Source organism: Bryobacter aggregatus MPL3, assembly GCF_000702445.1.
In the GTDB taxonomy this organism is placed as follows: Bacteria; Acidobacteriota; Terriglobia; order Bryobacterales; family Bryobacteraceae; genus Bryobacter; species Bryobacter aggregatus.
In genome coordinates, this window is record NZ_JNIF01000003.1 from 784,772 (window position 1) to 797,177 (window position 12,406).

At 58.4% G+C, this 12,406-nt stretch carries 10 protein-coding genes; 3 read left to right on the forward strand and 7 right to left on the reverse strand.

The features are described 5' to 3' along the window. Positions 1–5: 5 nt before the first annotated feature. Positions 6–686 carry a carbohydrate-binding family 9-like protein gene (locus M017_RS28515; RefSeq protein WP_162179829.1) on the reverse strand — a complete coding sequence of 227 codons (681 nt, stop codon included), beginning with the start codon at positions 684–686 and terminating at the stop codon, positions 6–8. 24 nt (positions 687–710) lie between these two features. Between M017_RS28515 and M017_RS0104015 the strand changes: the two genes are divergently transcribed. The 3 genes from M017_RS0104015 to M017_RS27365 are packed head-to-tail and all read left to right on the forward strand — an operon-like array spanning position 711 to position 3,477. Next, complete coding sequence (locus M017_RS0104015) at positions 711–1,556, forward strand: alpha/beta hydrolase (protein WP_031495991.1); 846 nt, start codon at positions 711–713, stop codon at positions 1,554–1,556. Further along, complete coding sequence (locus M017_RS0104020; RefSeq protein ID WP_238325806.1) at positions 1,556–2,575, forward strand: sugar phosphate isomerase/epimerase family protein; 1,020 nt, start codon at positions 1,556–1,558, stop codon at positions 2,573–2,575. The genes M017_RS0104015 and M017_RS0104020 overlap by 1 nt, the downstream gene beginning before the upstream one ends. Continuing rightward, entirely contained in the window at positions 2,572–3,477 is a 906-nt protein-coding gene (locus tag M017_RS27365; protein ID WP_031495995.1) for a TlpA family protein disulfide reductase, read from the forward strand. The genes M017_RS0104020 and M017_RS27365 overlap by 4 nt, the downstream gene beginning before the upstream one ends. Here the strand turns inward: M017_RS27365 and M017_RS0104030 are convergent. From M017_RS0104030 to M017_RS30590, 6 genes are all read right to left on the reverse strand, one after another. After that, positions 3,474–4,007 (reverse strand): hypothetical protein, encoded by a 534-nt coding sequence (locus tag M017_RS0104030; protein ID WP_155121228.1) that lies wholly within the window; start codon positions 4,005–4,007, stop codon positions 3,474–3,476. The genes M017_RS27365 and M017_RS0104030 overlap by 4 nt on opposite strands. 60 nt (positions 4,008–4,067) lie before the next feature. Next, positions 4,068–5,453, reverse strand: coding sequence for a replicative DNA helicase (gene dnaB, locus M017_RS0104035; protein WP_031495999.1), 1,386 nt, complete (start codon positions 5,451–5,453; stop codon positions 4,068–4,070). A 68-nt stretch (positions 5,454–5,521) separates the two neighbouring features. Further along, complete coding sequence (locus M017_RS0104040) at positions 5,522–10,267, reverse strand: efflux RND transporter permease subunit (protein ID WP_080507488.1); 4,746 nt, start codon at positions 10,265–10,267, stop codon at positions 5,522–5,524. A gap of 9 nt (positions 10,268–10,276) precedes the next feature. Further along, entirely contained in the window at positions 10,277–11,377 is a 1,101-nt protein-coding gene (locus M017_RS0104045) for an efflux RND transporter periplasmic adaptor subunit (RefSeq protein WP_162179830.1), read from the reverse strand. Between the two features lie 80 nt (positions 11,378–11,457). After that, positions 11,458–12,081 (reverse strand): TetR/AcrR family transcriptional regulator, encoded by a 624-nt coding sequence (locus tag M017_RS27370; protein ID WP_031496003.1) that lies wholly within the window; start codon positions 12,079–12,081, stop codon positions 11,458–11,460. 47 nt (positions 12,082–12,128) lie between these two features. Next, complete coding sequence (locus tag M017_RS30590) at positions 12,129–12,383, reverse strand: DNA topoisomerase family protein (protein WP_080507489.1); 255 nt, start codon at positions 12,381–12,383, stop codon at positions 12,129–12,131. Positions 12,384–12,406: the final 23 nt, after the last annotated feature.

The window sequence follows — 12,406 nt, forward strand, 5'->3', positions numbered from 1 at the left end:
GATTTCTACTTGACGAACTCAAGAATGCCGAACTTCTCGGGCGTGTGATTGCTGATCCGTCCCGTCGGGGACCAAGCCACCATCTTGCGCTCCGGCGGCCCGCCCTGGAAGCGATAAAAATTACCGCGCATCTTCGTGCCAGGCTTCACCGCTTTGTCCGTCACGCTCTTGAAGGGAATCTGAAACTCGCCGTACCAGATCTTCGCCTTCTCATCAATCCGCGCCTTGACTTTCATCTGGCTGTCCCACTTCCAGGCATTGGGAATGGGCTTCTTCGTATCGATATCGAGATCGACCCACTCGCCCTGCGGACTCACCTGATACTCCCGGTAGCGATGGATGTTGTCAAAATCGGCACCCAGAAAAATCTCTGCCACATCGTGCTCCCAAAGCAGATTCGTCTCGGTCGTAGTGGAGGGATTCGGGTTGACGTAGAGCTCGGTATAAGGGCAGCTCATCAAGACATAGAGCGAGTCTGGCGTCCAGCGGACGCGAATCTCGGTGCGATTGCCCGGAAGCTCCACGCCCAGGTTGCTGCGTGTCGCAAAAACAGGGGGGATCTGCTTCCAGAATTTACTCGCCGGATCAGCAGTCAGCGGAACATCCTTGCTGGCAAACTTTACTTTGAGAAGGTCTTCCGAGAAGGCCGAAGCGGCCAGCAAGAGGATGAGCGCGGGGAGTTTCATCTTCTCCCAATATAATTGAAGCCTATGGTCCATCGTCTTTTTCTGGTCCTTGCCCCGGCCCTGCTCTTTGCGCAATTGCAAACCCCAGACTGGGTCAGCGTCGAGTCGAACATCTCGTACTCGAAGCATCCAGAGACTGTGCTCGATGTCTATCAGTCCAAGCGCGCACCTGCGCCCCAGACAAAGCGAGCCGGAGTGCTCGTCATCCACGGAGGCGGCTGGGGAGGCGGCACCAAGGAGAACGTCTTTGAGCGGCTCTGCCTGCCTTATCTCCAGAAGGGACTGGTTGTCGTCAATGTAGAGTACCGGTTGTCCCGAGCCGCGCTTGCCCCCGCAGCCGTGGAAGACGCCCTGCTCGCGGCAGATTGGTTTCGCGCCAACGCGGCGAAGTATGGCGTCGATAAAAACAAAATCATTGTCACCGGAGATTCCGCAGGCGGCCATCTCGCGTTGATGGTCGGCATGACGCCGAAACAGGCCAAGCTCGGGCCGCCGGCGAAAGTTGCGGCCGTGATCAACTTTTACGGCATCACCGACGTGCAGGATCAACTCGAAGGGCAACACATGCGGCAGTATGCGGTCACCTGGTTGCCCGCTACGCTGCCCGACCGGCAGGAATTAGCCCGCCGCGTCTCGCCCATCACCTGGGTGCGTAAAGACTTGCCTCCAATTCTCACCATTCATGGCGACCAGGACCCCACCGTTCCTTATGCCCACGGGGTCGATCTCACCAAAGCGCTGCGTGAAGCGGGTGCTGATGCCGAACTGATCCCTGTGGCACAAGGCGCACACGGTAACTTCGGCCCGGAGAAGGACGCCGAAATTTATGGTTTGATTTTCAACTTTCTCGAAAAGCGAAAACTTCTCTAATGACACGCCGAGCTTTCTCCGCCATGCCCCTCCTCAGTAGCGCCTTCGCCGCCCCTTCCGACATCCGTCTGGGCATTGACTTGTTCAGTGTCCGCAGCCAGGGCTGGACCGCCTTTGAACATCTCGACTACGCCTCCCGGCTTGGCGCGAAAGTCGTTCATTTCTCTGAAATTCGCTTTCTCGGCTCGCTCGAGGATGAGCATGTCCAGAAGGTTGCCGCACACGCCAAGCGGCTGGGCATTGAACTGGAGATCGGGATGCGCTCCATCTGTCCCACCTCCACGCTCTTTGATCCCAAGCAAGGCACCGCGGAGGAACAGCTCCGCCGGGTGATCCGCGCGGCCAAGCTCTGTGACTCCCGTCTGGTGCGTTGCTTCCTGGGGTCGTCTCTCGATCGCGCCAGTGCCGTCCCCCTCAGCGCTCACATCGAGAACACGGCAAAGACCCTCCGGGCAGTCAAGAGCTTCGCGGTCGATCAGAACATCAAGGTCGCTGTCGAAAATCACTCCGGCGACATGCAGGCCCGCGAACTGAAGAGCCTGATCGAGTTGGCCGGCAAGGATTTTGTAGGCGCCGTCATCGATAGTGGCAATCCGGTCTGGGCGCTCGAAGATCCTCATCTCACGCTCGAAACACTCGCGCCCCACATTCTCACCAGCCATGTCCGGGACTCTTATCTTTGGAAGACGCCTCTTGGCGTCGCCGTCCAATGGACGCCCATGGGCCGGGGCAATGTCGACATCGCAGGCTGGGTAAACCGCTACCGGCAGCTTTGCCCGGGCAAGACGCTCTCGATGGAGATCATTGTCACCGGCGCCCGCAAGTTCCAGGTATTTGAGACCAAGTTCTGGGACGCCTATCGCGACACCCCTGCATGGGAATTCTCCCGCTTCCTCGCCTTAGCGGAAAAGGGGACCGAGCAACCTGACCCGCCCAAGCTCGACAAGGAAGCCGCCCTCCTCAAAGAGCGTCAGGATCTTGAGTCCAGCATGGAATTCACCCGGAAACTCATCGCATGAGAATCTTAAGCTTCGTCCTTCTGGTAGCAGCACTCCAAGCGGCAATCGTCGCCGACGTGCGCGCACTCCTGGCCCGTCAGGATTTCCCCGCAGCCGAGAAGCTGATTGAAACCCAGCGCGCCGGCGGAGCATGGACTCCGGAATTGCTCGAAGCGCAATCCTGGCTGGGCCGGGGGGCGCTGGCAGCCAAGCACTACGACAAGGCCATCGCCTATGCCAAGGGCACTCGCAAGCTGGCGCTTGACCTACTCAAAACACGCAAGCTCGACGATGAGGCGCGCTTGCCTACCGCACTGGGCGCCACCATTGAGGTGGAAGGACAGGCACTCGCAGCCAAGGGGCATTTGCATGACGCACTGTCATTCCTCAACAGCGAGTTGCAACGCTACCACGCGACGTCGATCCGGACCAGAATCCAGAAGAACATCAATCTCCTGTCCCTGGTTGGCAAGCCGGCTCCGGCGCTGGATCTCCAGGTGGCAGTCGGCAAGAATCCCACGAAAAGCATTGCGCAATTCAAAGGCAAGCCCGTGCTGCTTTTCTTCTGGGCGCACTGGTGTGCAGACTGCAAGGCACAAGCCCCGATCCTCGCCGAACTTGCGCGGACCTATGCCTCCAAGGGGCTCACCATCATTGGCCCCACACAATACTACGGCTACGCCGCAGGCGGCGAAGACGCAACAAAACCCGAGGAGAGAACGTATATTGCCTCGATCTACGATCGATACTACGCTTCCATCCCGGGCATGAGCGCCCCTCTCAGCGAGGAGAACTTTCGCGTCTACGGCGCCTCGACAACGCCGACCCTGGTGCTGATCGATCGCGCCGGAATCGTCCGCCTCTACCATCCCGGCTCGATGTCCAAAGAGGAACTCAGCGCTCAGATCGAGCGACTGCGCTAGTCGTCACAAATCCGGAGGAAGATGTCCTTCTCCGTGAGAGGGAACATGCGTGGATACCACGCCGCCAGGAAGCCGGCGTCGGCAGACCGGTCATAGAGTGGATCGCAAACCACCGCGTTCACCGACCACTTGGCAAACTCATTGAGCGGGATATCCGACGGCCGGTTCAACACGACAAAGGCGTGATTCCACCCTCCACGAAAGACACCAAAGTATTCAATGGGAGTCACCTGCTTGCGCGCCAGAAACTTAAAGGCAACGGCAGACAGTTCGCTGCAGTTCCCCGTGTTGCTGTCCTTGGCCAGAGCTGCCATCTCGTGGATGTAACGAACCGGGTCAAAGGGGCCCTTATACTTCTCCGAACGCTCATTGCCCAGGCTCTGGGACTTCAAGCGAGCCGCAAACTTCTGAGGGATATTGAGCGGGTCTCGAATCCATCCTCCGGCGGTGTTTAAGCCTCGATAGCGAACGACTGATCTCACTTCCGAAAGGGCGCCTTTAGCCATCGCCCGGTACTCGTGTAGCTGCATTTCTCTCCTTCGTTTCTCTATTTAGAAACGCGCGGAAATCGCCGCTAGAGGATCGAAGGGCTACACATAATCATCGGAACCGCCACCACCGCCATCACCCATCCCCGGTTCATCGGCGAGATTGCCGAATTTTGTGAACTTGTGCATGAAGGCAAGATCGACTTTTCCGATCGGACCGTTACGTTGCTTGGAAATGATGAGCTCGGCGCGTCCCTTAATATCTTCGCGATCAGGTTTGTACACTTCCTCACGAAACAGGAAGCACACCATGTCGGCGTCCTGCTCGATCGAACCCGATTCGCGCAAATCGCTCAACTGCGGACGGTGGTCGCCGGGACGTGTTTCCGGCGCACGGCTCAACTGACTCAGAGCCAGAATCGGAACACGCAGTTCCTTACTGAGCAACTTCATGCCGCGCGAGATCGAGCTGACTTCCTGCGTACGGCTATCGTGCGAGCCGCGAGCCTGCATGAGTTGCAGGTAGTCGATGACGACAAGCCCAAGGCCACGCTCGGCCTGCACGCGGCGTAGCTTCGCGTGGATGTCCATCATGTTGATGCCCGGCGAATCGTCGAGATAAAGCGGAGCATCCATCAAATCCGTCGCCGCCACCGCAAGCTGACGCCGCTCATCATCGCCCAGAAAGCCGGTGCGGAAGCGATGCTGGTCCACGCGCGCCGCGGCGCAAACCATACGAGTGAGCAGGCTCTCTTTTGACATTTCGAGCGAGAACACCGCCACCGCCTTGTTCACCTTCGGCCCGCAGACATGCTGCGCAATGTTCAGCGCAAAGGCGGTCTTGCCCATGGCGGGGCGCGCGGCCAGAATGATCAGTTCGCCTTCACGAAAGCCGCCTGTCATCTCGTCCAGCTTCGTAAAGCCGGTCGAGACGCCCTTAATGCGATTGCTGGGATCGAGAAATTGATCGAGACCAATCTCGTCGATGATCTCGGTTGGCGTAGCCAGCGTGTTCTTGCCACGCGCCGCGCCGACATTGAGGAAGGACTCTTCGGCCTCGGCGAGAATGTGATTCGCCTCGTCGACGCCCAAGAAAGCCTTGTCCATCACGCTCTGCGCGGTGAAGATGATCTTGCGCAGCGTCGACTTCTCGCGGACGATTTTGACGTAGCCAAAGACGTTGAGCAGTTGCGGCAGCCCTTCGTCCAGGCTCATCAGGTAGCTCAGGCCGCCTGCGCCTTCCAGCTCCGAATGGCGCATCAGCTCGTTGGCCAGCGCAATGCGATCGATGTGCTCGCCGCGCTCGGCCAATTCGCTCATGCGCTGGAAGATGCGGCGGTGTGACTCGAGACTGAAGTCTTCTGCCGTCAGTTCGCCACCCACCAGCGGAAACTGAGCGGGGTCCACCAGGACGGCGCCGAGCGTCAAGCGCTCGGCCTCAAGATTTGCGGGTAGGCCTTTCTGGAAGGCGATGTCAGCTACATTCATCGCGTACAGCCATAGTTTGGCACTCCCCCGCGTGGAGAAGCTGTGGAAAACATGTGATGATCCTGTGATTACTGCAAGGAAATCTGATGGGTCTCGAGCGTGGCTCCCAGCGCCTGTTCGAGACGGGCAATCGCCTTATTGAAATCGAGCCTTGCCACCAAGCCGCGGCGTTGCGAATCGGCATATTCGTTCTGGCGCGTCAGCACTAAGAAGTTTGTGCTTTCACCTGTTTCAAACAGCCGCTGTTCGCTGTCCAGTTTCTCCTTGGCCGCGCTGGCGCTGGCTTCGGCTGCGACAATCCGCTGTTCCGCCGTTCGCAAGAACTGCAGCGAATTGCGAACCTCCGCCTCCACCTGCTGCTCGCTGCGCGTCCGTTGCAGAACCAGTGTGCGATCCGTCAGATTGGTCTGCACCAGATTCTCCTTGGCCGCACGATTGCGCAGGGTCCAGTCCACCTGAATCCCGGCTTGCCAACTTGTATAGTTGTTGCCAAACAGATTATTGAGCGTGGTGCCGTAGCCGCCGATGAAGCTGCCCGGCACACTACTTCCGATGGCTGCAGGCAGCGGCTCGAGTCCGGCAAGCTGCGAAAGCTTGTTGATTCTGTCCAACTGTGCGGCCCCGGACGAGGTGAACGGATTGGGTGCATTGTTCACCACACCGGCAAGACCCGTGCTGAGATACCCCCCCGTCAGATTCACCGCGGGCAGCAGTTGATTGCGGGCCAGATCCTTCTGGTACTCGTTCGACTCGAGACGCAGCCGCAGATTCTTCAGTTCCGGACGGCGCTGGATGGCGTCCCGCACAGCGGTCTTCAGATCATCCACCGCCGGAGGCGCGAGACTACGCGTTTCAATCGGGATGATCTCGTCATCCCAGATCGACTGATCGCGGCCACCAGCCAGCAGGCTCTTCAGATTGTTCTCGACCTCGGTGAGAAAGCCGATGCTGGCGTAATAAGTGTCCTGGCGGCGCTCCATTTCGGCAAGCGCAGCCGAGAGTTCCACTGGCGCAAGAGTGCCCGCGTCGATCTGGCGCTTGCTTCTCTCATACTGATCTTTGGCCAGGTCGACACTCTGCTTCTGGACATTGATGTCTTCCCGCGCCGCCACCAGATCCCAATAGGCCTGCGTCACCAGCGTCACCACATTGATCACGCGCAGTTCATAATCCACATCGCTGATATCCACCTGCTTGCGGCGGACGCGAATCAGATTCCGGTCATTGTCAATCTTTCTGCCACGCAACAAGGGCTGCGTCAGGGTCAGCGAAAGGCTCGACTGCAGATAAGGATTCAAGCCCGTAAATGGGTTCGTTGTGTTGATCCGGCTATTGTTGAAGGCCGCATCAAAGCGAGTGCCATTCCAGGGGAGGCGCTGGGTGGCGCCGAAGTTATTCGTAAAGTTCCGATCGACCAGACGTCCATCGGCAGCTTGCAGCACACTCGATGTGGGCGTGACATTATAGTTGAACGCCGGTTTGTAGCCGAGCGTAAAATCCCAGACGCCGAAGGTCTGGCGATACTGGCTGCGGGCAATCACCGTGTTCGTCTTCTCGAGTTGGATCTCGAGATTGTTCTGCATGGCCATCTCGATGGCGTCCTTTAACATCAGCTTCTTCTGCCCGGCGCTCACACCCACGCGGGCCGGAGTTTCCGCAGCAAAACCAACCGATGCGAACAGCACTAAACTCAGCAGACTCGCAAAGACTTCCTTCGCCGCGCGACGCTTGAAGATTCGATTCAGGCGCGAGAACAGATGCCAGTTTGACATATCATCGAACAGCGAATAGACCACCGGCGTCACCAGCAAGCTGAGCAGCAGACACATGGTCTGCCCCCCGATGACGACGATCGCGACCGTACGGCGAGTGCCGGCGCCCGCGCCGCCGCCAAAGGCAAGCGGCAACATACCGGCAACGAGCGCGGCAGTAGTCATCAGAATCGGGCGGAGACGGTCTTCGCAACCCTTCAGAATCGCCTGGGCCCGAGGGAGCCCTTCCTCTCGCAGACGCTTGATATGGTCCACCTGTAGAATCGAATTCTTCTTCACGATTCCGAAGAGCACCAGGATTCCGACTGAGGTGTAGATGATGTTGTAGTTCTCATTGGCCAGCTTCAAGCTCAAGAGCGCGAAGGGCACGCTGAGCGGCAGGCTGAGCAGGATCGTAATCGGGTCAAGGAAGCTTTCAAACTGCGCCGCCAGAATCATGTACATGAAGATGAAGCAGAGCAGGAAGGCGCCGATGAAGCTGACCCCCGCCTTGCCAAACTCCTTACTGCGGCCCACCGTACCGGTGGCGTATTGCGGCGGCATGTTCAGATCGTTGACAATCTTCTGCGTCGCTGCCAGCGCGTCTGACAAGGACCCACCCTTGGCAATGTTCGCCTGGATCATGATCTGCCGCTGCCGGTTGTAGCGGTCAATGGCCGTGGGGCCGGTCGCGTCAATCAGACTGGCCACGTTCGACACTGGCACATTGCCCAAGGTGGTCGAAGGGACAAACAGCCGGTTCAACGCTTGCGGCGAATTGCGGAAGTTCTTATCGACGCGCAGTTGGACGTCATAGCGATCGTCCCCCTCGCGATAGGTGGTCACCTGGGAGTCCCCGGCAACCAGCGTGCGCAAAGCCGTGGCGATGCTGTTGACGCTGACGTTGAGGTCGGCAGCCTTGTCGCGATTGATGTCGACGCGCAGTTCCGGCTTGCCAGGCTCATAGGACATATCGAGATCAGCCACACCGGGCACTTCGGCCAGCTTCGTCATGATGGCGCGGGAGTAACGCTCCAACTGAGCGAGGTCCGGGCCCTGGACGTAATACTGCAGATCGCGATCGCTCGCGCCGCCCGAAATCAGGGCCGGCAACTGCACGCCCACAATCATGTCCTTCGAGAAGGGCTTCATCATCGCACGCGTCTTTTCCATCAATTGCTGCTGGCTGAACTCACGCTTCTCGGGCGGCACCAGTTGCACGATGATGCTGCCGCGATCGACGCGCTTCTGGATATCGGCGCCAATCGTGGTGAGCAGATACTTCAAGCCCGGGAGCTTCTTCAGTTCGCCTTCGACGCTATTCATTGCATTGGTGGTGCCCTCGAGCGAGGAACCCGGAGCCGTTCTCACCGTCACCTCAAAGTAGCTCTGGTCATCGACGGGCAGGAAGTCCTTACCCATGCTCATGAACAGCGGTCCGGTGGTGTAGATGACCACGGCGGAAATGACGATGATCACCCAGCGGTGCGACATGCTCCAGTCGAGCAAACCCATGTAAGGCCGGGAGACCACCTTGAAGAGCAACCCTTCCTTGGTGCTGTTGTGGCCGGTATTTGGCTTCGTTTTGAGGAATTTGGCCGACAAGGCCGGCGTCAGCGTGAAGCTCACCAGCAGGCTGACCATGATTGCAAAAGCAGCGGTAAAGCCGAAGCTCGACATGAAGCGGCCGACGATGCCCGTCATGAGCGCCACCGGCATGAAGACCACCGCAAGACTCAGCGTCGTCGCCAGCACGGCGAGACCAATCTCGCGCGTTCCTTCAATGGCTGCCTCCACCGGGCCCATGCCCTTCTCTTCCTGGAAGCGGAAGATATTCTCCAGCACGACGATCGCGTCGTCGATGACGATCCCCACCATCAACACCAGCGCCAACATCGAGATCTGGTTCAGCGTAAAGCCCATCACGTACATCAGGGTGTAAGTGGAGATGATCGAGGTGGGAATGGCGAGCGCCGCGATCAGTGTCGCGCGCCAACTGCGGATAAACAACAGCACGACGATCGCGGCAAAAAGTCCACCCTCCACAAGATGCGCCTGCACCGCTTCAAAGGCGCCCTTGATGAAGTCGCTCTGGTCGCGTGAGTAATTGATCTCGAGGTCCCGAGGAATGAGCCCCGATGTCTGTAAGCCGCCGATGCGCTCCTTAATCACGCTAATCACGTCGAGCGTGTTGGTTCCGGCTTGTTTGCGCACTTCGAGCACCACCGCAGCCACGCCGTTGAGGCGGGCCAGCGAACGGGGCTCTTCGACACCATCGACAATCCGGCCCACATCGCGCACGCGAATCGGTGCACCATTCAGCGTGCCGATGATGATGTTGGCGAATTCTTCGGGACGCAGCAGGCGTCCGAGGGTTCGCAGACTCACTTCCCGAGCGCCCTGATCGACACGGCCCCCCGGAACTTCCACATTCTGCGCCGCCAACGCAGCACGAATCTGGTCGACGTTCAGGTTGTAGCTGTACAGCTTTTCGCCATCGAGGATCACCTGGATCTGGCGGGTGCGGTCACCGACAAAGCGGACTTCGCCGACGCCGTTCAAGCTTTCGATATTCTTCTTGATCAGGTCGTCCACCAGCTTGGTGGTCTCGCGGATCTCACGCGGCGAACTCACCACCACGCTGATCACGGGCGAGGCATCGGTCGCCACCTTCTGGATCACGGGTTGCTTGGCGTCCCGGGGCAATTGGTTCAGCACCTGATTGACCTTGTCGCGCACTTCCTGGGCCGCCACTTCGCCATCTTTCTCGAGGGTGAACTGGATCGAAACCAGCGAGTTGCCTTCGCTCGAGGTCGAGCGCAGTTCATCGATGCCGGAGATGGTATTGACCGCCTCCTCAATGCGTTTGGTGACCTGGCTTTCCACTTCTTCGGGAGCCGCGCCCGGCAACTGGGTGGTCACCGTCACAAAGGGGAATTCCACCTTCGGGAAGAAGTCCACACCGAGCTTCATGTAGGAAGCAGCACCCAACACCACCAGGGCCAGAATCAGCATGGTGGCAAAGACAGGGCGTTTGATACAAATTTCAGCGAGTTTCTGCATGGCTGTTCCCTAGAGGGTCTTCACACTCACGCCGTTGACGAGGTTGAGCAGGTTGCTCACGGCGATCGAGTCCCCAGGCTGGATGGTGCCGGCAGGGGCTTCTGCCCAACCGTCGATCTCAGCAGCAGGAGGAATCTTCACTTCCACCGCCTTGCCGTTGCGCACCACGTACACCTTGCTCAGCCCGGCCACCGAGTAGATGGCTTGCTTGGGCACCATCACCACTTGCTCGGCGCGCTGGGTGACCAGCTTGACCTGCACAAAAGTGCCCGGACGCAGACGGGGGTCGCTGGCCGGAATCTTCGATTCCGCCAGCAGCGTCCGATTCTTGGAGTCAAAACTCGGGTTCAACTTTTGGATGCTGGCGTTGAACTCTTTGCCCGGCGCCGCATCGGTTGTAAAGGTCACCACGCTGCCAGGGCGAATGAGCGCCGAATAGGTCTCCGGAATCTCCACCCGCAAGCGCAGCGGACTCGTCTTCACCAGCGTGGCGACCGCCGTATTTTCCTTGATGTACTGGCCCGGACTCACCAGCTTTGCGCTGATGCCGCCGTCGAAGGGCGCGCGAATCACGTTGTCGGAGAGGCGCTTGGTGGCAATCTCCAGATCGGCCTTCTGCGCGCGGAGCTGGGCAATCATCATATTCAGCTCGTCATTAGTCGCGTCGATCATCGCCTGCCGTGCCTGCAGGGTCTTCTGCAACTCAACAGCCCGTTCCTTCGAGATGTCACCGCTTTGCACTAATTTAGCGGCCGAATCGTATTTCGACTTCGCGTCCTCCAGATTCGCCTGCGCCTGGCGGATAGCCGCCGTCGAGGTGGGATAGGGATCATCCCATTTCTTCATGCCGAGACGGGCCGCCAACTGGCTGACATTGGCCTTGGCACGCTCAAGAGCCCATTCGGAATCCCGCGGATCCAGTTCGGCGATGATGTCGCCCTTTTTCACCAGTTGTCCAAAGTCGACCCGGAAGCGGGAGACGCGCCCGGCGATTTCAAAACTGAGGTTGACGGTTTCATCCGCGTCGAGCGACCCAGTCACATCGATGGACTTATCGAGAGTGCGAGCTACGGCCTGTTGCACGCGAACCTGAACTGGTTCTGGTGCCACAGGAGCTTTAGCCTTGGGATCTTCTTTCTTTGCGCACGCCGACAGGAGTAGTAGGGCAGGAACTACAAAGTAAAACAATTTCATGAATTTTTTTCAACGATTCCGTTTAAGAAAATTTGGACAGTCAAGTTCACCATCTCTTCCCGTTCGATCGTGGAGCAGAGCGGCGACTTGAAGAGAATTGTGTTTTGGCAATACTGGCCGATCATGCCGCAGAAGGCGAGAGCCGCCCCCAGAGGCTGGACCCCGGTGAAGGCTCCCTCCTCAATGCGGCGCTGGATGTAGCCAGTAATGATGTCGAGGAAAGGCTTATGCTGCTTCTCGTTCAGTTCGTCCATGCTCTCGTGCCCTTCCAACGCCGAGAACAGCTTCAGGCGAATCAACTCCGGCTTCGTTTCGTGCCAGACAATCATTTCGCGCGCCAGATGAGTGAAGAACTCGCGATCGTCACTGCCGCTTGCTACACGTGCCAGCCCAGAGAGCGCATCCACATAACCCTGATCTTTCGAAGCTTCGAGAATCGCCGTATACAGATCTTTCTTACTTGGAAAGTGTTGATAAAGAACGGGTTCACTCACGCCGACACTGGCCGCTAGCTCCCGGGTGGTGACCCCGCGGAAGCCACGTCCGGAAAAAAGCCGGATGGCTGCATCCAGAATCGCGCAACGACGCTGTTGACTGCTGAGACGAGGAAGCAAAGACATACTAGCGAATACTAAGTTAGCAGACGCTAGGGTAATTGGGAAGGGCGCTAGAACGCGCTCAGTCGCCGCTCAAACTTGCAGTCCCGGTTGGGGCAGACAGCCCAAAGCACCTTCCGCACCGGTTTCTCGAGCAAGTAGGCGCTGGAGCAATGGGGGCAGGGCTCATTCCGAGGTTGAAACTTTGAGGTAAAGCCGCATCGAGGGAATCGATTGCAACCGTAGAAAGGCTTCCCGTCGACGGACTTTCGAGGAATGATCAACCCATCCGTACAGTTTGGGCAAAGGGGGCTGAAATCGGGCATGGTTCAATTCCGTTGTACACTCT

What these genes read in the sequence shown, in the direction of transcription:
- M017_RS0104015 (WP_031495991.1), top strand. Translation starts at nt 711, where the DNA reads ATGGTCCATCGTCTTTTTCTGGTCCTTGCCCCGGCCCTGCTCTTTGCG.
- M017_RS0104030 (WP_155121228.1), bottom strand. Translation starts at nt 4,007, where the DNA reads ATGCAGCTACACGAGTACCGGGCGATGGCTAAAGGCGCCCTTTCGGAA.
- dnaB (WP_031495999.1), bottom strand. Translation starts at nt 5,453, where the DNA reads ATGAATGTAGCTGACATCGCCTTCCAGAAAGGCCTACCCGCAAATCTT.
- M017_RS0104040 (WP_080507488.1), bottom strand. Translation starts at nt 10,267, where the DNA reads ATGCAGAAACTCGCTGAAATTTGTATCAAACGCCCTGTCTTTGCCACC.
- M017_RS0104020 (WP_238325806.1), top strand. Translation starts at nt 1,556, where the DNA reads ATGACACGCCGAGCTTTCTCCGCCATGCCCCTCCTCAGTAGCGCCTTC.
- M017_RS30590 (WP_080507489.1), bottom strand. Translation starts at nt 12,383, where the DNA reads ATGCCCGATTTCAGCCCCCTTTGCCCAAACTGTACGGATGGGTTGATC.
- M017_RS27365 (WP_031495995.1), top strand. Translation starts at nt 2,572, where the DNA reads ATGAGAATCTTAAGCTTCGTCCTTCTGGTAGCAGCACTCCAAGCGGCA.
- M017_RS28515 (WP_162179829.1), bottom strand. Translation starts at nt 686, where the DNA reads ATGAAACTCCCCGCGCTCATCCTCTTGCTGGCCGCTTCGGCCTTCTCG.
- M017_RS27370 (WP_031496003.1), bottom strand. Translation starts at nt 12,081, where the DNA reads ATGTCTTTGCTTCCTCGTCTCAGCAGTCAACAGCGTCGTTGCGCGATT.